The organism is Ruegeria sp. CG3 (assembly GCF_056537205.1).
The window spans coordinates 165,690-187,887 of sequence record NZ_JBQFRC010000004.1 but is presented as its reverse complement, the minus strand read 5'-3'; the positions used below and the strand labels follow the sequence as shown (position 1 = coordinate 187,887).

Sequence of the window (22,198 nt, the reverse complement as noted above, 5' to 3'; positions counted from 1 at the left end):
ATCAAATTTTCCTATATGTTTCAATAATCGAACCTTTCAGCAGTTCGGCTGAAGTTATGTCCAGACCAAAAACCTGGCGTAAAAACTGCGTCGAACCGGGTGGTTCACTTCATTGCGACTTCGGACTGCGCATTGCGCAAGGCCGCCTCGACCCGGTCGGTGAATGGGAGCTGGTACCGGACACTCCAGGATTTCTCACCCGCTCGCACAAATTCGATCACCTTCAAGCCTTCAGCGATCTCTCCGGCCATCAAGTGCGCGTCTGCGAGCAACGTCTGAGCGTAGAGAACGATCTGAGTTGAACCGGTATCAACATAGGCGTCGATCCCGGCCGAGATCTCGGCGATCCCCTCGGCAGGGTGACCTTCTGATGCCCGCGCCCAGCCGTGCAGGATGCGGCCCCAGGCATCCCAGTAGTGGAACTCCCGTTGCCCACTGATCTCGAGAGCCCGGTTGACCATATTCAGCAATGCACTTGTGTCGCCCAATATCTGATAGATGGTCGCCAGGATGTTCAGCCCGTAGCAACGCGTGAAATCGTGTGGTTCACGACTGATCCGCTCAGCCAGTTCCGTTAGCTCGGCGCGAAACGTTTCGCCGTCTCCGCTTTGCAGCGCCACGGCCCAGCACCGCATCGCCTGATCAACCAAGTATATGTCTGCCTCGTGATAATTCAGCAGATCGTCCGGATCAGTTGCCCCGCGTAACGCAATCGCTCGGTCGAAAGCAGAAATGGCGACCTCCAGACGGCCGAGCATGAAGTTGCTCATGCCGATATTGTGCGCCGCGAGCGCCTCCATCGTCGGGTTTTCCGCGCGCTGTGCGACCTCCTCCAGGTAATCACACAAAGCCAACGCGCCCATCGGATCGCCCAGAGTCAACTGAGCACCGAACTGCACATGCACGGCCAGAAACGCATCCGTCACACTGGCTGAAGAACGGTCAAGCAGGTGGCGGAACCGGTCCAGATTGGCCAAAACCTCTTTCGACCCGAACGCCCTGGTACTGAGGGCCACGTTCAGCATTTTACGCAGCGAAATCTCTTCTCGATCCCGTTCGGGGCTTGGGGCGATTTTGTCGTTCTCTGTCAAGGCTTCATTGAGATGGTGGATGGTCTCTTCGTTGGCGAATCGCTCGCCCGAGATGACTGCCGCCCGGCGCCATGCGTCCCGAGCCTGTTTGGGCATGTCCGCGCGGGCATAGTGCTGGGCCAGCAATTCAGGGTTCTGACCCACAAGGTCACTGAACGAAGTGTCGAGGACCTCGGCGATCCGGCTGTGCACCGCCCGCGCCCGACTGGGCAACATCAGGTCATAGGCCGCGTCCCTTATCAACGCGTGGCGGAACGCATAGGCGCCTCCTATATTGACCCCGCGGCGCACCAATATTTGCGCTTCGACCAACTCGTCCAACATGCGCAGGGTTGCCTCGTACGATTGACCGCTGACCGAACTGACCATCGCAGGCAGGATGTTGCGGTCAATGGCGGCGCAGACCGGCACGATATCGCGGGCCGTTCTGAGCCGGTCGAACATTGCCCAGAACAGTTCCTTGAGCGTCGATGGCAGTGCCTGTTGCATCTGCATTGCGGAGGCGTCGGCCTGGTCGAAGAACCCGTCCTGGATCATACGTGCCATCTCTTCCGCAAACAGAGGGACGCCATCCGTCCTGTTCGCGATCCGGTCTTTCATGGTCTGTGTCACTTGCTTGGACTGCAAAAGCGCATCCAGCATCTGGTGGACGTGGTCCCGGTCGAGGCGGGAAATCGTCAGCGGGACGACACCCTCCCGGCCTTCCCACGGTGGATGGTAGGACGGGCGGAACGTGCACATGATCATGACGGGCATGGACCTGAAGCGCTCGATCAACAAAGCGATGATTTCCTCAGTCGAGGGATCGATCCAATGCAGGTCTTCAAACAGCAACAGAACCGGTCGATGCCGCGCCAGCGCAGCAACGGTCTGCACCAAGGCCTCCTGAAACTGCTGCTTGAGCCGGTCAAAGGGCAGTTTCAGCAGGTCTTCCTCGGCCTCCACCGGCAACGACATGGCATAGGCAAACAAAGGAAGATAGTCTTCCGGAACCTCCGACCATTCCTGAAACAGTTGCCTGAGTTTGCGCAGCTTCCGCTGGTCGGAGTCGGTTCTGCGGAAATCGGCCATGTGGCTGATCCAGCTGAGAACCGGGAAATGGGCACTTCGCTCGTGGTTGGGCGAGCATTGGAACCCAAGCCGCAGATATTGTTGCTCTTCGAATCCGCGGGTCGCTTCCTCGACAAGACGCGATTTTCCGATGCCGGCCTCACCGGAAACCATCACCGCCTGCCCTTCTCCATTCAGTGCGGCCTGCCAATGCTTCTTGATCGTCGCGACCTCATCGACCCGGTTGACGAAGGGCGAGCCTTGAACTCCGGGACGCGCCTGAAACCGCAGCATCAGCTCTTCCGCACTCAGAACTTTCCAGATGCCGATCGGGTTCTCAAACCCCTTGAGGCTTTGCTTCCCCTTCCACTCGCAGCGAAAGTTGCTCCCGATCAGCAGCTTGGTGTGCTCGCTGATGGCGACCGTCCCAGGGTCCGCCAGTTCCTGGATACGGGCCGCCAAATTCGGCACCTCACCGACCACCAGACCTCCCAAAGTCGAGTGATTGTCAACCACGGCTTCCCCGGAAGAAATCCCGACCCGAACCCCGATGACCTCACCCTTGCCGTGTTTGATACGACCAATGGAGCCGCAGATTTCCAGTCCGGCGGCAACAGCCCTTTCCGCATCGTTCTCTTCGACCGTCGGATAACCGAAATAAGCAACCACTCCATCTCCGATGAATTGGGCAATGTGCCCCTGGTGCCGGGTCACGACATCAAAACAAAGGGCTTGATAGTCGTGCAGAACGGAGCGGTACTCCTCAAGATCCAGATGACTGGACAATTCAGTCGATCCAACGAGATCGACAAAGACCAAAGTCAGATACCTGCGCTCGGGGACACCCTCCAATGCCGTGGGTTGAGGCGCGTGAGGCCCAGTTTGCGATGACGTGAGAGCATTCTCGGAATGTGAAACGCCACCTTGATCCGAGCGAAGCGCCTCGATCGCCCGCATCATGCGTTTGCGATCCCCGAGGTTCAGTCCAAGCTCGACCAGGTCATTTTCTGTGAGGGTGGCAAGAACATCCAATTCGATCGCGTTCGAGGCGAACACATCATGGTACTTCTCAAGGGAATACTTCTCCAACCACGCCTTGATGTCAGCCATCTTCAGTCCTCGGTCGAAATTACTTCAATGTGCTTTGCCTTTTGTCCAATCGGCGTCAGTCAGAGAGACCTGGTTTCTGACGAAGCTAAAATATGTCCGACCGTATGCCGGCCCTTATAGTCAGCGCGTTGCGTATTAATTGCCAATGCAATGCAGAACGCCCGCATTGTCGCCCCAACACGAACCTATCCCAAGTCGGAATTTGCGTCTACTGGCTGGCAAAATGCACCTTCGGGCCAAGCGGGATTCAATCAAGAACGCATCCAGCCAGAATTGGCCCAGCCGACGTTCACACTACCCAAGTTTCAGTCTGTCTCTCCGCTACTCATAGCGGTGGCGGTTCGGCGTCAAAATGGTCAAACGCCGGCGTATTGGAAACAAACCGAGCGTCCGTCATAATGATCATAATTATGCCTTTTTGCATACTACAGGGGAAGTGGCGGAAAGGTACCTGTTTACAAGAAGGTTTGGCCGGTGGAAGCACAGGCCAAACCAATGGTTAAAAATGGTCAGCCCAAATGCTCAACTAGCCGTTCCAACAACCGCGCGGCTTCGTCTACGCTCAGAGTCCGGCCGCGAAGATGTATCCGCAATTCGCCCGCCGATACCTCTGCTCGCAATTCTCCGCCTTTGGGCAGCGTCTGAATAGGCAGCCGTTGAATCTGTTTCGGGCGGCCCCCACGCGGCTTTTCCTGAGTCGGTGCAGGCGCGTCTTTCAACGCAGCCTCTATCACGGTCAGTTCCGATTTCGGGTCCGTGGCCTCACCCCGGGACAAGGCCTCCCTCAGCTTGGCCTGCGCGCCATCCCGGATAGCCGCGGCAATCCTGAGACCTGCCTTTTCCGACAACGCAACCGGGTACTGCAGTAAGTCGCCCAAGGCTTCGTGAACCACGGCAAAGCTGCGGACCTTGGACCTTTTGGCCTTGGAGGCTGCGGCGAACAGAACATCCACGGCGGCTTCGGTCGACGGGAACACACCCTGCCCCACAGCGAGGACAGCGATGCGCCCACGTTCATACGGGCTGAGGTTTGATCGAAGTTCGTTCTCCTCGACCATCGAAACATACGCGCCCTGCCCTGCGCCAGCCTGCCGCACGAACGCAGGAATTTGGGCGAATTTCGGGTCCCCGCCGGCCAAGCGTCGGAAGGCGTCCAACCGGCGATAGCCCGAAATCAGACCATAGCCATCCCCGGTTTTGGTCACCTCGATCGGCGTCCGCAGCCCGTTGGAGCGCAGAGATTCCAGTAGTTCGGACATTGCCTCTTCGTCATCGACCATGCGGTCGCGCCGCAAGAAATCGGCGTCGATCTGATCGATGGGCACCATCTCTGCGACCAAGCCCGCGTCCTGGGCATCCCGCCAACGCGCAGCGTCGCCTTGGTCTTTTGCAAGGGTTGCGCGGTCGGTCACTGCTGTCATGCCATTCAGCGTCGCGGCCTCTGCCGCGACCTGCGCAATTGGCGGAGTTGACGGGTTGGCCTCGAACGGGCTGATCGAGGGTTTCGCGGCGAAACCAGCCTCGAGTTGTTCAAGTTCCGCCGCATCCGGCGCCGTCAGTCTTCTGCGTTTAGCCATCTGCCTGTCCTCCCATCTGGGCGTCGCGCCACCAACACCCGATCAACACTTCTTTGAATTCCGCGTAAGTTCGATCGAAGGTTTCTCGTCCCCGGACATAGGTGTCGCGGTTAAAGTCACGGTAGTCCGCTTCATAGATTCCGTTCACCTGTTCTCCGGCCTGCCCCACCAAAGCGGTGTAATCCTGCCGATAGGCGTTCATGAAGTCACCGAAATACGCCTGGATCACGTTTGCCATGTCCGTCTGCTGACTGGCGTCGAACCGGGTGATGATCGCGCGCACGACATCCCATTCGAACTTGAGTTCGGGCAACCCAGCTGCCCTTTGTGCCGCGTTCTCGCCATCCTCGATACTGGCGAATGTGGTGTAGAGCATGTCAAAGAAGCGCCCGGTGGAATCAAATTCCAGGAATGAAGCTCCGAGTGGCACCAGCAAAATGTCCGCTGCGGCCAGCGCATTGATCGTTAGGTACCCAAGTGCAGGAGGAGTATCGAGGAACACGATGTCGTAATCATTCAATACGGCCTCGTCCTGCAAGAAGTTGGTGAGCCCGTCCCACAGCGGCCAACTGCGAAGGCCCATCCGCCAGACCGGGATCTGAAATTCAGCCCAATAGAGGTTCAGTTGAGCACCAATGAGATCAATGTTAGGCCAATGGGTCTTCTGGATGACATCCTGAGGCTGGGTCCTCAGTGCCTCTTGCAGAGTTTCATCCAATGGGATTTCGGGTTGACCGGCAGCGGCGCGGACCCTGTTCTCTTCCTGAACCGCGCGCGCATAGTCTTTTGCGATCAAGGGGAAGACTGTCTGCCATTCATCCGCGACGCGACCACCCAGGATCGACGTCATGGATCCCTGGCTATCAAGATCAATCACCAGCACTTTATAACCGTCCAACGCGGCCGACATTGCCAGATGAGCAGCGGTGGACGTCTTGCCCACGCCACCTTTGAAATTGGCAACGGCAACAACTTTTGCCGGCAGATTTTCCGGCCGGTAGGGCAGGTATTCCTTGGTGCTTACACCTTCGGCCGCGAAATGGCGCCTCAAGGTCAGAACTTCTTCGAGGGTGAACCATTTCGATCCTGCTTCGCCTTCGCCTTGCGGGAGGTCAGGATTTGCCTTGAGGACGCGGCGCAGGTGGGCCGGAGCCACCGGGATCAGGTATTTGGTAATCTCCCAAATCGAAAACCGGCGGAGGCGCTTTTCGCCATCGGGCGCATACCCGCGGCGGGCTAGATCTTCGCGCCCTTTGGCACAGAAGGTTGCAGCTTTTGCGAATCGTGATGTCCCGATAGGATCGGGTAACTTTGATGCAGCCTTGGCCGGATCCAGGTTGAAGTACGGCGGTAGAGCAGGTTGTTTAGATTTTGTCACTGTCGATGCCTCGAATAATGTTCGCCTTTCCGGCGTATATCAGGAAATGTACCGAACATTTTCCTTCTGCGCTATCCTCGAAAGAGCAGTTTTCCACAGAAGAATGCCGAAGAGTTCGGTTTCGCGACGAAACCGGCATTTATTCTCAGAAAAGGACACACCAAAGAGTTTATTTTCTTTAAGGGTTTTAGATTCTTTGACGACAGAAAACATAAATAAATCATATATTTGTGGTCGCATTGGCACCCGGATACAGTACCAAGGGTTCCTGGCTTCGGGATAAAAGGCACCTGTATACAGGATCAAAGGGTCCCGAATCCGGGGAGTAGGGCACCGATTCGCGGTTCGGCTCTATCGTGGACTATTTAGGGTCTAATCCGATTGCGTTGATCGCCGCCTACGCGGGTCACGACTCCAAGTTTGAACCAATTGGCCGCGGCTTCTGTGGATAACTAGGTCGCCGATTCGGATAGGTACCTGTCTACGGGATTCACTCCGTCCTGCATATGGGGACCCAAATTCAGTTGATCCACGGGTACCTTTTGTGTCACAAGCTTTGGAAACGAGCAGCCGGGCAGAATCATGCCGGATACACAACTGGACATGGATCACCTCTCAGGCGCTTTGCGTCGGGAAACGGTGAAAAAGAACGTGGCCGCGATCCATATCAGCGGCAAGCTGACGCTGTTGCAGCGAAAGCTTTCCAATGTGTTGCTTCTCAATGCCTACGACTCACTGACCACCGCGCAGACCCATACGATCGATGCCCGCACCCTGGCGATGATGGTGGGCTACAACTCGAACGACTTCGACACATTGCGCGCCAGCCTGAGAGCTCTTGCCGAGACAGTGGCCGAATGGGACATGCTCGACGAAAAAGGTCGGCAAGAGTGGGGCGTGTCGTCCTTGTTGAGTTTCGCCAAGCTCAAGGGCGGGATCTGCGAATACGCCTATTCCCCGGCCCTGGCGCAGAAGCTGTATGATCCGAAGATCTATGCGTTGATCAATGTGCATATCCAGCGCAATTTCAGCTCGGGGCACGGGCTGGCCTTGTATGAAAACTGTTATCGATTCGTGCGCACCGGGTCGACCGGGTGGTGGGCGCTCGAGGTGTTCCGCAAATTGATGGGTGTGGACAGCAGCGACTATTACACGAGCTTCAAACACCTGAATGCCAAGATCATCAAACCCGCAGTGGCCGAGGTGAACAAAAGCTCGGATATTCTGATCGAGCCCGAGTTCCGCAAGAAGGGCCGCAGCGTCACCGACATTCGGTTCCTGATCAAGGCGAACCCGCAGAAGGCAATGTTCGAGATCGACGACAGCGATGGGGTGCGCAACCTGGCGGTCTACAAGACCTTGCGCAAACAAGGGGTGTCCGATCGGCTGGCGCGTCAGTGGATCTCTGAGCATGGTGAGGATTATGTGCAGCAGAAGCTGGACTATGTAGCCGGGCAGGGGGACGTTAAATCAACGCTGGGGTATCTTTCGGCCGCCCTGCGCGATGACTACAAGGCCCCCGCGGCAGAGACCGTGAAACCGCCTAGCCCCGTGGCGCTGGCCGCAGCCAAGCAGCGGGAGGAAGAGAAGGCTCGCGAAGATCAAGCCTATGCCGCGCGCGCGGCGGAGCGCGCCGAGCGTGCGCGCAAGCTGGCCATCGTCGAAGACCTGGTTTCGCGGCGAAACCCCACTCAACGGGATGCCGACAAACGCTTGTTCATGTCGACTTTGTCGGACGAGCTAGACCGAGAGAACTTCCGGCAACATGGGTGGCGATCAGGTTTGAACGCCAACGCCATTTTTGCCTTCTGGGAGGAATTGGAGCCCGATGCGTTCCAGACGGAAACCCCCGCCTGAGGCACAGGCGGGGCAGGGTGGCTACTGATTTTTCAGTGCATTCCGAAGCGCGTCCCCAAACGCGCTGTGCTGCGCATTTCCGGATGATTTTGCGCGTTGCGATTTCGAGGTGCCTGTGTTCTTAGCGCGCGCGTTCTGCCCACTATGGTCGCGATCTTGCCGGGCAGAGGCACCGCCATCCTTGCGCATGCTCAGCCCGATCCGCTTGCGAGGCACGTCCACTTCGACCACACGAACGCGCACGACCTGACCAGCCTTGACCACCTCATGCGGGTCTTTAACGAACCGGTCGGCCAGCTGGCTGACATGCACCAGACCATCCTGATGCACGCCGATATCGACGAATGCTCCGAAGGCGGCGACGTTGGTGACGGTGCCTTCGAGAACCATGCCGGGTTTGAGGTCGGTGATCTCCTCGACGCCCTCCTTGAAACTGGCGGTCACGAAGCTGGGACGCGGGTCGCGGCCGGGTTTTTCCAACTCGGCAAAGATGTCGTGCACCGTGGGCAGGCCGAACCGGTCATCCACGAACTGTGCGGCGCGCAGGCCGCGCAGTGCTCCGTCATTGCCCATGATCTGACGGATGTCTCGGCCGCAGGCCTGCACGATGCGGCGGGCCACGTCATAGGCCTCGGGGTGGACGGCCGAGGCGTCCAACGGCTCATCCCCGTCGCGGATGCGCAGGAAACCCGCGCATTGCTCGAAGGCGCGGGGGCCGAGGCGGGCGACCTTCAGAAGATCCTGCCGTGACCGGAATGCACCATTGAGGTCGCGATGCACCACGATGGCTTCGGCCAGACCGGGGCCCAGGCCCGAGACATGGGCCAGCAGCGGCGCCGAGGCGGTGTTCAGATCGACGCCGACGGCGTTCACCACGTCTTCGATCACCGCTTCCAGAGACTGGCTCAGCCGGTGTTGATCAACGTCGTGTTGATACTGGCCGACGCCGATGCTCTTGGGTTCGATCTTGACCAGCTCGGCCAGCGGGTCCTGCAGGCGGCGGGCGATCGACACCGCGCCACGCAGCGAGACATCCAGATCGGGAAACTCGCGCGCGGCCAGTTCCGAGGCGGAATAGACCGAAGCCCCGGCTTCGGACACCACGACCTTGGTGGGTGCCTGCACCCCTTTGGGTTGCAGTTTCAGCGTGTCGGCCACCAACCGCTCGGTCTCGCGGCTGGCGGTGCCGTTGCCGATGGCGATCAGTTCGACCTTGTGCGTTGCGATCAGGTTCAGGATGGTGGCCTGTGCGCCGCGCAGATCGTTCTTGGGTTGGAACGGATACAGCGTGTCGGTCGCCACCAGCTTGCCCGTCGCGTCCACCACCGCGGCCTTGACGCCGGTGCGGATGCCCGGGTCCAACCCCAGGGTGGGGCGGGGGCCCGCTGGAGCGGCAAACATCAAGTCCTTGAGATTGCGCGCAAAAACCTGAATGGCCTCTTCCTGCGCGCGGCTGCGCAGATCGGCCATCAGCTCGACCATCATCGACAGCGACAGTTTCACCCGCCAGGTCCAGCCTGCGACCTTGCGCAGCCAGACATCGCCCGGCCCGTCGCCGCGCGTCTGCAAATGGGCGGCAACGATCGCCTCGGCCCGGGCGGCGCCGGTTTCGGGGTCGGGGGCAATGTCCAGCGTCACGATCCCCTCTTTCGACGCGCGCAGCATCGCCAGCGCCCGGTGCGAGGGCACCTTGGCCCAGGGCTCGGCATGGTCGAAATAGTCGCTGAACTTGGCGCCTTCCTGTTCCTTGCCCTCGATCACCTTTGATGTCAGCAGCGCCTCGGCCTGCATGAAGCTGCGCAGCTCGCCCAGAAGGGTCGCGTTTTCGGTCAGCCGCTCGGTGATGATGTCGCGCGCGCCATTCAGCGCGTCCTTGGTGGTGGGCACGGCCTCGGTCACATAGGCCTGGGCCAGACCCTCGGGGTCGGCGCTGCGGTCGGCCAGGATCGCGTCGGCCAGCGGCTCCAGCCCGTTTTCCCGCGCGATCATCGCCTTGGTGCGACGCTTGGGTTTGTAGGGCAGGTAGATGTCTTCCAGCTGCGCCTTGGTTTCGGCGCGGGCAATGGACTTGGCCAGATCGTCGGTCAGCTTCCCCTGATCCTTGATCGAGTTCAGGATCGTCTCGCGCCGCGCCTCAAGCTCGCGCAGATAGGCCAGCCGGTCGGACAGGGTGCGCAGCTGGCTGTCGTCCAGCCCGCCCGTCACCTCTTTGCGATAGCGCGCCACGAAGGGCACGGTGGCGCCTTCGTCCAGCAGCTTGACCGCCGCGTCCACTTGTTCGGGGCGGGCATTGATTTCCGTGGCGATGGTGCGGGCGATACGGTCCAACGGGGCCTCCTTGATCTCGGGTTGGAGAACCGTCTTAGCCAGCGCCCGCGCCAAGGGAAAGGCATCGCGTATCGTCGGCGGGCTGAAAATACGGGCATATGCGCAGTTTTGCGCAAACTGGGTCAAAATGCGCGTTCAGATGCGATTGATCCCGGGCCTCGGGTGATTTAAGGGAAGCCCTGTCAAATCAGAGTCACCCCGGAGCGGAACAGCATTCACGCTCCTCGCACGCCGCGCCGCACGCGGCACAACTCTCGGATCGCACGCCCCTGAAAGGCTTAAAAAAGGTAAGGGAACATGGCAGAAAAATCGAACTTCGACATATTGTATACCATCGTAGACGAAGCGCCGGAGCTGGCCAGTGCCTCGTTCCTGCCCATCATCCGCAAATTCGCCTCGGCTGCGGGCGTCAGCGTCGGCACCAAGGACATTTCGCTGGCTGGCCGCATCATCGCGGCCTTCCCCGAAAACCTGACCGAAGAGCAGCGTCAGCCCGACGATCTGGCCGCACTGGGCGAGCTGGTGAAAACCCCCGAGGCCAACGTGATCAAGCTGCCCAACATCTCGGCCTCGGTGCCGCAGCTGGTCGCTGCCATCAAGGAACTGCAGGGGCAGGGCTATGACATCCCGGACTACCCCGAGGATCCCAAGACTGACGCCGAGAAAGAGATCCGCGCCCGCTATGATGCGATCAAGGGCTCGGCCGTGAACCCGGTTCTGCGCGAGGGCAACAGCGACCGCCGCGCCGCCAAGGCAGTCAAGCGCTATGCGCAACAGCACCCGCATTCGATGGGCGAATGGTCGGCCGACAGCAAGACCAAGGTGTCGTCGATGCCGGGCAATGATTTTTATGCCAACGAGAAATCGGCCACCATCACTGCCGATCAGGCCGGTGATGCGCGGATCGAATTCGTGGGCAAGGATGGTGGTGTTACCGTCCTGAAAGACGGCTGGACGCTGGAAGAGGGCACCGTTGCGGACGCCACTTTCATGTCGGTCAAGGCCCTGTCGGAGTTCTTGGATGCCGCGATCGAGGACACCAAGAAAGACGGCACGATGTTCTCGCTGCACATGAAGGCGACGATGATGAAGGTCAGTGACCCGATCATTTTCGGCTATGCCGTCAAGTCGTGGCTGGCGCCGGTGTTCGAGAAATTCGGTGACCGCATGGCACAGCTGGGCGTCAACCCGAACTCCGGCTTGGGCGATCTGCTGAACCGCGTCAAGGACGATGCCGAGATCATGGCCGCGATCGAAGCGGTCAAGGCCGAGCGTCCCTCGATGTACATGGTCGACAGCGACAAGGGCATCACCAACCTGCATGTGCCGTCGGACGTGATCATCGACGCTTCGATGCCCGCCGTGATCCGCGCGGGCGGCAAGGGCTGGGACGAGAGCGGCAAGAAGGGCGACACCAACTGCGTGATCCCCGACCGTTGCTATGCCCCGGTCTATGACGAGACCATCAAGTTCTTCAAAGCCAACGGTGCGCTGAACCCGGCCACCGTCGGTTCGGTCGCCAATGTGGGCCTGATGGCGCAGAAGGCAGAAGAATACGGCAGCCACCCGACCACCTTCGAAGCGCCCGCAGACGGCACAATCCGCGTCGTTCTGGCCAATGGCGAAACCCTGCATTCGCATGAGGTCGAAAAGGGTGACATCTGGCGCGCTTGCACCGCCAAGAAAGCCCCGATTGAGAACTGGATCCAGCTGGCAATGGACCGCCAGCGCCTGACCGGGTCCGAGGCGATTTTCTGGCTGGATGTGAACCGCGCCCATGACGCCGAGTTGATCAAATACGTTAAACCGGCGCTGGAGGCCGCGGGCGTGGCCAACAAGTTCCTGATCATGGCCCCGCGTGAGGCGACCCGCAAATCGCTGGAAACCATCACCGCCGGCAAAGACAGCATCGCGATCACGGGCAACGTGCTGCGCGACTATCTGACCGACCTGTTCCCGATCCTCGAACTGGGCACCTCGGCCAAGATGCTGTCGATCGTCAAGCTGATGAATGGCGGCGGCCTGTTCGAAACCGGTGCAGGTGGCTCGGCGCCCAAGCACGTTCAGCAGCTGGTCGAGGAAAACCACCTGCGTTGGGACTCGATGGGCGAATTCTGCGCGCTGGGTGAATCGCTGAACTTCCTGGCCGACAGCCGCGGAAACGCCAAGGCCGCCGTTTTGGGCGCTGCGGCCGAGGCCGCGACGCAGGGGATCCTGGACCACGACCGCTCGCCCAGCCGCAAGGTTGGCGAGCCGGACAACCGCGACAGCCACTATTGGTTCGCCCGCTACTGGGCTGAGGCACTGGCCGCGCAGTCGGATGATGCTGAACTGGCGGCGCATTTTGCACCGATCGCCAAAGAACTGGCGGAAAAGGAAGAGCAGATCCTGTCCGAACTGCTGGCCGCTCAAGGCAAGCCTGCTGATCTGGGCGGCTATTACCATGGCGATCGCGCCAAAACTGCGGCTGTGATGCGTCCCAGTGCGACACTGAACGCGATCATTGGCTGACCACAGAAGGCCGGGCGAATGAGCCCGGCCTTTCTTATTTCGTCCGATCAGGCGACAGTTAGTATTTTCCTGAGCTATTGTTTGCTTTGGCTTGATTGGCCGGACCCGAACTGTTCCAGCGCGACCTGGGTTGGACAAAGGGAGTTGCGGCACGGTTCTCAGCCGGTATCATCCCAGAAAGTTTGCACCGTCGAACGGTTCGGCCGGGCTGTGCAGTTGATTTGTTAAAGGGTGTTTCAGAGCGCCTGTGTTCGCAGTGGTTGGAACCAGGGCCGGCGCTTGATTTGGATTGCCGGACATGGTCGGCGGAGAGTGGTCATGAGTACGCTGAAGATCGCGGTACTGTCCGACATACATGGAAACGCCACGGCGTATGCGACCGCGATCCAAAAGGCCGAAGCTTTTGCGCCGGATGTCGTCATCATGTTGGGCGATCTGCTGACATATGGTGTGCGCCCTCGGCAGGTGTTGGAACTGACCGACCAACTGATGGCTCGCCAAAACTGCGTGTTCATCCGCGGCAACCACGATCAGTTCTATTTCGATCTGGATAAAGGCACCCCGTCTTTCTACGACAGCATTGCCGGGTTTGTGTTGGAGTCCGTCGAGTGGACGCATGGTGAGGTCCGGGGCGACCCACCGTTGGCCGACCGATACCCCTGGGCCGACCGCCATAGCATGGGGCCGATCCTGTTCTCACATGCCAACCCTTACGATTATGGGGACTGGTCCTATGTCTCGAAACCGGATCAATGGGCACCAGCCGCGGCGGTCTTGCGACAAATGGGAAAAACGGTCGGGGTCTTTGGGCATTCGCACCGGGCCTTTGCCGTCATGATCGACGAAGCCGGAAGACCGACACCTGCGGATCAATGCAAATGGATAAGGATTCCGAAAGGGTCAGTGCTGCTGCTGAACCCCGGAGCGGTCGGGCAGGGGCGGGGCACGGGCCTGTCTTACCTGACCCTCGAGCTGGATGGCGACCGGGTGAGAATCGACATCCCGTCGATCAGCTTTGATCTGGAACAGATCCGCGCGGATATTCAGGCCACTGACCTCAGTCAGGGGACAAAGGAACGGCTTATTTCATTTATGGAGAAATGAATTGATCACGGTTTTGGTTACAGGTGCGGGTGGCGGAGTGGGCCAGGGCATCATCAAGTCGCTCAGGCTGATTTCTGATTTGCCGCTGCGTATTCTTGGAGCCGACATGTCTGCCCTATCTGCCGGCCTTTATGCCTGCAACAAAGCCTTTCTGGTCGAAGGGTGCCGCTCGCCGGGATATCTCGACTCACTGGCGCGGATATTTCAGGCAGAGTCCGTAGACTACTATTTCCCCGGAACGGATATCGAACTGGCATTGTGTGCCGAAAACCGGGATCGCATCGCGGAACATTTCGGGACAAAGGTCGTGGTCAACAGTCCAGAGACGGTGCGTATTGCCGATGACAAGGGACTGACCTCGGCTTTTTTGGCGAATATCGGGCTGCCCTATCCGCGCACGTGGCCCATGGCCGAGGCCTTGGAAATGGATGATCTGGTCTACCCGGTCATTGCCAAACCGGCGGTCGGGTTTCGGTCCATCGGGGTCGAGCGGGTGAATTCTCGGGACGAGCTGGCCAACTACCCCGGTGATCCGGCGGCAACCATCGTACAGGAGCTGATCGGCGATGACTCGCGCGAGTTTACGTGCACGATCGTCGGGGCGAAGGGGAGTCTGTCGCCGGTTCTGGCACTGCGTCGAGTGCTTCGGTCGGGCGATACATATCGGGCCATTCCCGAGCGGAATCCGGTGATCGAAGACTATGTCACAGCTATCGCGCGCAAGCTGGACGTCGAAGGGGCCTGCAATTTTCAGCTGCGCCTTGGCGACGACGGAGTACCCAAGGTGTTCGAAATCAATGCCCGGTTCTCTGGTACTACACCGTTCTGTGCTCAACTGGGATTCAACCCGGTCGAATGTTACCTCAAGACCGATCGCGGCATTGCCTATGAGCCAAAAATCGCTTGGGACAGCATGGTTCTGCGGTATTGGAGTGAGCTGGTCGTTCCGCGTTCAATGACAGATACATTGGATCAGGCCGGACAGTCGGAACCTCAGATCCCGGCCCAGTTCAGCCTCTATGGCGGGACGTCATGAAAGTTGCCCTGACAGGGGCGACCGGCTTGCTGGGTCGCCATCTTGTGGCCTGGCTAAGCCGACGTGACATTCCTGTTGCGCGGATCGACCGGTCGGACTGGGATCTGCAGGACGCGATCGCCCATGACAGGCTGGATCAACTGGTGCAAGGTGCGGATGTATTCGTGCACTGCGCGGCCCGGATTGATCTTGCCGGGCCTGCGGGTGACGGCTCGGCTTGGCAGGTGCTGTTTGACAGCAATGTCCGAGCCACGTTGAATGCGGCGCGTTGGGCGGCAGATCGTGACGTGCACTTCATCTTTGTGTCCAGCGGGTCGGTATATCGCGATCCTCATGCCCGCGGAATCGACGAAAGTGCGGAAACCGCCCCGGGGCCGCTTGGCGGTGATTACGCTACAACCAAGCGTCTGGCCGAAGCGGGGCTGGCTGAGCTTGCCCAGACTTCTGGAGCGCGAGTGACCGTGCTCAGACCTTCGGCGCTCTATGGTCATGGGCTGCCTGATGACAAGTTTCTTGTGCGGATGCTGAATGATGCGGCCGCGGGGCAAAACATCACAGTAACAGGTCCGAAGAACAGCATTGATTTCGTGCATGCGCATGACCTGAGCCGGGCGATTTTGCAATCGTCCCAGGCCAAAGCTTACGGTGTATTCAATATCTCCGGCGGAGGTCCGGTTTCCTTGGCGGATCTGGCGCAGGAGGTCATGTCCGTCGCAGGTGGCCGGGGTGTGATCGAAACCCGACCCGGAGACAGTCCGCCATTCACCCGCTTCGATCTGTCCTCGGACGCAGCCCGGGCAGCATTCGGCTATGCGCCGGTTGTGGACATTGCAACGGGTCTGGAAGTGACGTTGAGGGGCCAATTGCTGCCGGGAGCGGCATGACCCGGTCCGGCAGCCGGGCGATGGGAGCCGGAAACATGTTTTTTGAAGGTATCTTGGGTGTTACCCTTGTATTCCGGGTACCAGTCTGCGGGCCAGGTAACCCACCGCCGTTTGGATTGTAGAATATGGTGCCAGTCAACAGTATCAGCCGGCCTAAGCCGATTTTGGAGCAGATCGAATTCGCGTGTCTGATGACTGCGTTGCTGTTCAGCACGTTCACTGCCTTTCGCCATCCGGCGGTTCTGTTCACGGCCAGCGACATGTTTTTGACGGTTGCCGTGATCCTGCGGTGCAACCGCAGCCTGCCGCTGTTTCCGTTGCAATCCGCGTCTTCGGTCTGGTTCATCGGCATGCTGATGATGGTGGCGGGACTGTCGATCGGCTCTATCGCGCACGGCGATCCGGTGTCGGCCTTCGTGGTCATCGTGCAGTATTTCTTTTCGTTTGTTCTTCTGCCTCTGGCGATCCTGGGTCGCCCATATGAAGAGGCTGTTACTCTTGCAAAGGTCGGCGTGATCTCGATTGCCTTGAACTGTCTTGTCGGGATGATCGCCTATGGCGTGGGCTATTCCGGTGGCGAATCCCGGTATTTCATGCTGGTCAGCGGCAATTACCGCGTGGCGGGACTGGTGGATAATCCAAACGGGTTGGCTGGACTGATCGTGCTTTGGTTCCCGGTATTGTGGTATCTTGGGCTGACGGGTGCGCTAAGAAAACTGCCATTCTTGGCCCTCTTCGGGCTGCTTGCCATCACTTTGATCTACGCAAGTTCGAATTCCAGCCTTGCTGGTGCGGTCATCTGCGGTGCTTTGTTCCTGCTGCTGGTTGGAAATCAGCGCGTGCTGATGATCTGGGGAACAGCTGTGACGACGATGGCTTGGATCAGTATCCAATGGGCTGAGTTCATCTTTCCGCCGACGTTCCGCAACCGGGTATTGTCACCTCTGCTCGAGGGGGACCTGAGTCACGCGGGTACATTCGAGGACCGCGCGGATCTCATGATCGAGGCCTGGCAGTTTCTGCCGGATTACTTTCTGGTCGGTATGGGCGCGGGACAGTATCGCGAACTGAGCAGTCAAGGCATTCCCGTTCACAACCTGTACCTGTTGCTGGCCAACGAAGGGGGTATTCTAGCCTTGCTGGGATTGTGCTTCGTTTTGGGGTCCGCCATCGTCTACGCCGTAATGGCCCGGCATAATGTGCCGAACAGGGTGTACGGGCGCGCGACCGTGGTGACGGTCACGCTGACCTTTGCGGCGCTGTCCATGAACTACACCCATGTTTACCAGCGCGGTATGCTGATCCCGTGGATCGTGGCATTGGGGCTGTTGGCTGCGTCCGATCGGTACCGGCGCCGCTAGCTTTTCACGTCACGGGTTGCTTTGTCCCATCCCGGTCCCGTCGCCAGCCAATTCGTGCAGGAACTCCTCGAGGTTGGTCCAGCCATCTTCGTCCGAATCCGCGGTTGCGTCCATCGGGTCCGTGGGATTCAGGTCCCATTGCGTTTCCCATTCATCAGACATCCCGTCAACATCGCTGTCTGCATAGGGCAGGGCGCTTTCAAGCTCGGGCCAACCGCCGACCTTTTCAGGGTTCTTCTTTAGGATTTTGCCGGATCGGTCACGGACCTCCTGAACAACCCTCTGATCCACCGCGTCGCGAGATGGGCGTGTCGCTCCAGCGTTTTGCAGGACCGTTTCGAACACTGTCGAGACCGGATCGGCCTGGACCAAAGGCGGGGTGACCGGCTCATCAACGACATAGACACGATGTTCTGGGGCAAGGACCAGTTCCTCGGGAAGGTCCAGGCTGTTGCGGTTGTCTTCATCAAGATTGTCCCGAAGGTACAATCGGTAGCCGTTCTTGAAGCCGTCGAACAGGTGCACCAATAGATTGGAATCGATGCTTTCACCGGACAGCTTCAGGTTGCCAATGATATTGGCGTCCAGCTCGGTCCAGCGATTGTCCAGCGAAACGACATATTGCCAGATCGGTGAGTACATCAGGTTGTTTACGATCTCGGTCGTGGTCCCCGGGGTCTGGGGCGCAATTTGCGGGTTTCTGAACATCCCGTGAGAGAACAGGTTGTGATGGATGCTGAAGTTGCCGCCCTTTGTCAGCAGCATGTTCCGGGCCCGGTTGCTTTTGCCTGGTCCGCCATGCAAGAGCGGCTCGCTGACGATGCTCCACTGAAAGGTCAGCCGTTCGGCGTTTTCTGAGTCAATCGTCTCGTCGCTGCCCCAACTGGCGGAAATGTGGTCGAAGATCACGTCACGCGCGGCTTTGGTGTAGACGCCAATGGCCCCTGAACAGCAGGATTCTACTTCGTGCGGCCCGGGCCGGAACCGAACATGGCGCACGATGACATCATGCGTCCGGATTTCCAGTGATGGGCGCAATTGACGTGGGCCGTTTCGGATCGCAATCCCACCGCCCGGAGCGGTTTCTCCGGCGATGGTCAGAAAAGGACTGTTTGCGATCAGAGACGCCTTTTCCAGTGTAATCGTTCCGCTGACCCGAAAGATGCAGGTTCGAGGTCCTTTGGCATCAATGCATGCACGTAGAGAGCCGGGCCCGAATTCTTCGGTAGTGGTGACATAAATCACGCGCCCGCCGCGCCCACCTTTGGCCGCGGCGCCATGCCCTTCGGCGCTGGGAAAAGCTCTTTGGGAGCCATCCGGCAGTTGCGCCGAAAAGGACCGGTTCGCGTTCTCGGCCAGCAGCGTACCGGGGCTGCTGCCAATCCCCAGAACAGTCGCAAACAGCGATACTTGGAATACGGCGAGCAGTCTTGGCCTTTTTGCAATGGGCATTCTAAAAACCTTGGTTGTTGTCAAAATTCTTCTGCCTTTGGTCTAGGGCGCGGTTTCCCGGGGTTGGGCTTTGGTCGCGCAGACCATCATTGAATCCCGCAGGTGCACTGGGATCACCAGGTCAGACAGCCGTGCCGGAACCTTGAAGCGCGCCCATCTGGGTAGATAACGATGCACTCTTTCAACCAGATATCCTAACGGAAAATACCAAGTTGGACGATGAAATTCGGTTTGCTGCAAGCCAGCTTTGGCCAAGGCAAAGCGCAGTGTTTCAGGGTCGAAATAGCCGATATGCGCAACACGATAGTGCCACCATTGGTCTCCCATGATACGCGCCAGCAGGGACAAGCGGTCGGGCGTAACGACGACCAGTACTCCGCCATCGGCCAGCAACCGCGCAGCGTGAGTGATCAGGTCCAGCGGATCCGGGACATGTTCGACCACGTCTACCAGAGTGACTACATCGTAGGGGCCGGTCAGATCGGGATGTGGAAGAACGCCTTGGACCACCGGCAGGCCATGATGTTTTGCGCGGGCGCAAAACCGTCGTGACGGCTCAACCCCGATCGCGTCGTAACCACAGGCGATGGCCTCCTCGACCAGAATACCGGTTCCAGCCCCCACATCCAACAGCCGGTTCGCGCCGGCAGTGGGTCTTGGCAGCCTGTTCAGCAGTACTCGCTTCTGCCGCGCCCTTTGGGGGCGCGTCATCTCATAGGCCGGGTCTTCGAGGTCTTCGTAGAATTTAAGGACATCGACCATATCCGTGCATTGGCAAAAACCGCAGCGGACGCATTGGTCGATCGCGGCGGTTGTACCGTAGTCGGCATTCGAAATTTCAAAGTTCCGCGACGTCGGATCCCCGCGCAGGGTGCTTTCCTTTATCCTCCTGAGGCCGCCGGTGCCGCACAGCCAGCATCGCCGGGCCGGTGCGGAAACAACATCATCTGAAGGCTGGTTCATCATGCGCGCATCACCTCCAGTCTGGCAGCAAGCCGGTCCGTTGCCCGGCACCTATGACCCGACTGGCCGGATTTCAAGCAACTGTTCAAAGAACGGAAGCTTGATCTCGAGCAGAACGAACATGACCACCACCAGCAGAATAACCTGAAAAACAAGGCCGCGTTGTTTGTACAGATTTTCGGGGGCCTGTGCGATCGAGTCCCGGGCCAGCCCGACGGCAAGATAGCGCCCGAACAACATCGCCACGAAGGGCAGAGACAGCAGAAGCTCGACCTTGTATTTTGTCAGGAAAACGCCCAGGAAAGCGGTGGACAAGATTGCGTAGACCAGCGCCGAAACCAGTAGCTTCGACTCGTCGTAGTCTTTGAAAGATGCGCGGTACCGCGCGGCAAGCGCCGGGTCGTCAATGGTACGATATTCGGCAAAGCGCTTGATCGCCATCAGATACGCGCCCCCGAACCAGTACGAGATCAACACGCTGGATGGTGCCACGATCGGCGGAACCATAATGAACCAGCCCGCAAAGAACCGGATGGGGTTGTTGATGGCCTCGCTCAGAACGTCCAAATAGGCGCGGTCCTTGGACCGGATTGGTTTGACGTTGTAGATGATCCCCATGATCAGCAGGGACAGCGCCGTCAGGAAGAACGGCGTATTGATCAGCAGCGCGAGTCCCAGACCGATGATCGCCAGACCCAGCCATTGCAACCAGACGATCCGGCCGTCGATTTCGGTCACGACCGAGGCACGCTCTTTCTTCTTCGGGTGGTGTCGGTCGAACTCACGGTCCAACCACTCGTTGATGGTATAGTTGGCCGATGCGATCAGGCAGATCGAAAAGATCCCGACGGCGAGGTCGATTACCGACCGACCGGTGAACTCGGCACCCATGATGACCGCAAGAACGGCACCCGGCAGAATGAAGATGTTCTTGAACCAATGGTCGATGCGCGCAATGGACAGATAGTCTTTGAATCCGGCTTTTACCATTGCAACCACTTTCACCGACACAACAACATTTGCCGGACCCGAAAAGGCGGGAAACAGAACAATACGGGCGGCATGTCAGATTTCCAGACTGCGCCTTGCGTGCTTCTTCCGGCGATCAAAAAGCTTCAAAACCACAAGGAAACTAGCACATATGACCACTGCGACGATAGGCCAAAGTGCTGCAAGATACCTTACCGACGCAATGGATAGTGTTGCAGACAGAAACAATAACGCATGCAGGCTCAGCACCCCCAACCCAGCCAGGGTCAGCATCTGACGTCCGGGCCAGTTTCGGCGCAGCCAAAGGATTGAGGCCGCCAGGATCAAGATCGAAGCCAGCCAACCTATCGCAAGCGCGGAATGGATAAGACGTGCATGCGGCGGATCATATACATCGCGGGTGATGTAGCCGAGCGCATTGTCCATCGGGAACGGCCCATTCTGCGCGATGTAGGCGGTGATGTCGTTCGCGGTCACGGCATGGTAGAAGGGCTGCCAGAGGGCGGCATAGTGTTGTAGCGGCAACCGCAGAAACCCCGTTGGATTCGCCAGAATTCGTCTTGAACCGATTTCGGCCATGAGTTCAGTCTTTGGAATGCCAATTCGGTCGGCAATGGACTGCAACCGGTCCTTCTCGTACAGAAATATCAAGCTGGCTTCGTAGCTGTGCATCAGAAAGAAGGAGACCGGTCCAAATGGCGCCCGGGAAATCGCCTCGCGTGCGTCTGCCGGACCCTCTTCTTCAAGAATAATCCAGACTTCGGTTCGTGGGTCATCGGGGGCATAGGGGCTTGGGCCTGCAGCGAACATGGCGCTTTTTGCGAATAAGACGTTCCCCAGCACGCTTTCGCGAGGTTCATCGTGGCGAAGATCGTAAGCGGCGCGGTCTGCAAGCAGCACGAAGGTGACGCCCAGAACTGCCAGAGCCAGCCCAGCCCACGGGCGCCTGCCATTGATATAGCTCGCGCAAAGAACCACCACGATAAGGATGGGCAAAAGTGCAAAACCAACTGGACGGATCGCGATCATGGCGCCGACTGTCATGCCCAGGGCTGCAAAGTGCCAGGGCTTGGGGCCGTGGATCGCTTGCACCAGACAGGCAAGATAGACGCATGTCGCGCTCTGGAACAGAGACTCGGACAGGATGCTGTAGTTGAAGTAGATCGTCATCGGGTTGATGATCAGAATTCCAAGCAGGACCAGACCGGCACCGGAGTGGCCAGTGGCCCGGGCCAGCGTGACCGACAACAGACATGCAGCAGCCGAGAATACCCAGATCTGGCCTACAACAGCGGCGCGCAGCGGGTCCGCGAACCCGTCGAAAAGGTCCAGAAAAAAAGGATATGCAAAGCCGCGATATGCTGCGGCTTGAACGTAGTCCGCCGAGTCACTGGAGAAGTTCACGTCAACCAAGGGAAAAGCCGTCTGAATCACCGCCTGGACCAGTGCCAGCGCGATGATTATGAGCCCCCCGTTTTCATCTGCCCTTGAAGAAGCTTTCCCCAA

Annotated in this window: 14 protein-coding genes; 6 read left to right on the top strand and 8 right to left on the bottom strand. The window is 58.9% G+C overall.

The window, feature by feature from the left end:
• Positions 1-104: 104 nt before the first annotated feature.
• From ACR0NB_RS16460 to ACR0NB_RS16450, 3 genes are all read right to left on the bottom strand, one after another.
• A complete protein-coding gene (locus tag ACR0NB_RS16460; RefSeq protein WP_480776272.1) occupies positions 105-3,251 on the bottom strand; it encodes an adenylate/guanylate cyclase domain-containing protein in 3,147 nt (1,048 codons plus the stop codon).
• A gap of 509 nt (positions 3,252-3,760) precedes the next feature.
• Positions 3,761-4,828 carry a ParB/RepB/Spo0J family partition protein gene (locus ACR0NB_RS16455; RefSeq protein WP_480776271.1) on the bottom strand — a complete coding sequence of 356 codons (1,068 nt, stop codon included), beginning with the start codon at positions 4,826-4,828 and terminating at the stop codon, positions 3,761-3,763.
• Positions 4,821-6,206 (bottom strand): AAA family ATPase, encoded by a 1,386-nt coding sequence (locus ACR0NB_RS16450; RefSeq protein ID WP_170341760.1) that lies wholly within the window; start codon positions 6,204-6,206, stop codon positions 4,821-4,823. Before ACR0NB_RS16450 ends, ACR0NB_RS16455 begins: the two co-directional genes overlap by 8 nt.
• A gap of 582 nt (positions 6,207-6,788) precedes the next feature.
• On the opposite strand from ACR0NB_RS16450, the gene ACR0NB_RS16445 reads away from it, so the two are divergent.
• Positions 6,789-8,063, top strand: a complete 1,275-nt coding sequence (locus ACR0NB_RS16445) for a replication initiation protein (protein WP_480776270.1) — start codon at positions 6,789-6,791, stop codon at positions 8,061-8,063.
• Between the two features lie 21 nt (positions 8,064-8,084).
• Here the strand turns inward: ACR0NB_RS16445 and ACR0NB_RS16440 are convergent, their stop codons facing one another.
• Complete coding sequence (locus ACR0NB_RS16440; RefSeq protein ID WP_480776269.1) at positions 8,085-10,391, bottom strand: Tex family protein; 2,307 nt, start codon at positions 10,389-10,391, stop codon at positions 8,085-8,087.
• Positions 10,392-10,688: 297 nt separating this feature from the next.
• On the opposite strand from ACR0NB_RS16440, the gene ACR0NB_RS16435 reads away from it, so the two are divergent.
• The 5 genes from ACR0NB_RS16435 (at position 10,689) to ACR0NB_RS16415 (ending at position 17,287) form a co-directional block, all read left to right on the top strand.
• Positions 10,689-12,902, top strand: a complete 2,214-nt coding sequence (locus ACR0NB_RS16435) for an NADP-dependent isocitrate dehydrogenase (RefSeq protein ID WP_480776268.1) — start codon at positions 10,689-10,691, stop codon at positions 12,900-12,902.
• Positions 12,903-13,220: 318 nt separating this feature from the next.
• Positions 13,221-14,006 (top strand): metallophosphoesterase family protein, encoded by a 786-nt coding sequence (locus tag ACR0NB_RS16430; protein ID WP_480776267.1) that lies wholly within the window; start codon positions 13,221-13,223, stop codon positions 14,004-14,006.
• A gap of 1 nt (position 14,007) precedes the next feature.
• Positions 14,008-15,042 carry an ATP-grasp domain-containing protein gene (locus ACR0NB_RS16425; protein ID WP_480776266.1) on the top strand — a complete coding sequence of 345 codons (1,035 nt, stop codon included), beginning with the start codon at positions 14,008-14,010 and terminating at the stop codon, positions 15,040-15,042.
• Positions 15,039-15,926, top strand: a complete 888-nt coding sequence (locus ACR0NB_RS16420) for an NAD-dependent epimerase/dehydratase family protein (protein ID WP_480776265.1) — start codon at positions 15,039-15,041, stop codon at positions 15,924-15,926. The genes ACR0NB_RS16425 and ACR0NB_RS16420 overlap by 4 nt, the downstream gene beginning before the upstream one ends.
• 125 nt (positions 15,927-16,051) lie before the next feature.
• Positions 16,052-17,287 (top strand): O-antigen ligase family protein, encoded by a 1,236-nt coding sequence (locus ACR0NB_RS16415; RefSeq protein ID WP_480776264.1) that lies wholly within the window; start codon positions 16,052-16,054, stop codon positions 17,285-17,287.
• Positions 17,288-17,296: 9 nt separating this feature from the next.
• Here ACR0NB_RS16415 and ACR0NB_RS16410 read toward each other — a convergent pair whose 3' ends face one another.
• From ACR0NB_RS16410 to ACR0NB_RS16395, 4 genes are all read right to left on the bottom strand, one after another.
• Positions 17,297-18,739, bottom strand: a complete 1,443-nt coding sequence (locus tag ACR0NB_RS16410; RefSeq protein WP_480776263.1) for a hypothetical protein — start codon at positions 18,737-18,739, stop codon at positions 17,297-17,299.
• A 42-nt stretch (positions 18,740-18,781) separates the two neighbouring features.
• Positions 18,782-19,501, bottom strand: coding sequence for a class I SAM-dependent methyltransferase (locus tag ACR0NB_RS16405; RefSeq protein WP_480776262.1), 720 nt, complete (start codon positions 19,499-19,501; stop codon positions 18,782-18,784).
• A gap of 252 nt (positions 19,502-19,753) precedes the next feature.
• Positions 19,754-20,692, bottom strand: a complete 939-nt coding sequence (locus ACR0NB_RS16400) for a UbiA family prenyltransferase (RefSeq protein ID WP_480776261.1) — start codon at positions 20,690-20,692, stop codon at positions 19,754-19,756.
• 75 nt (positions 20,693-20,767) lie between these two features.
• Positions 20,768-22,198: a hypothetical protein gene (locus tag ACR0NB_RS16395; RefSeq protein WP_480776260.1), complete on the bottom strand. Its 1,431-nt coding sequence runs from the start codon at positions 22,196-22,198 to the stop codon at positions 20,768-20,770.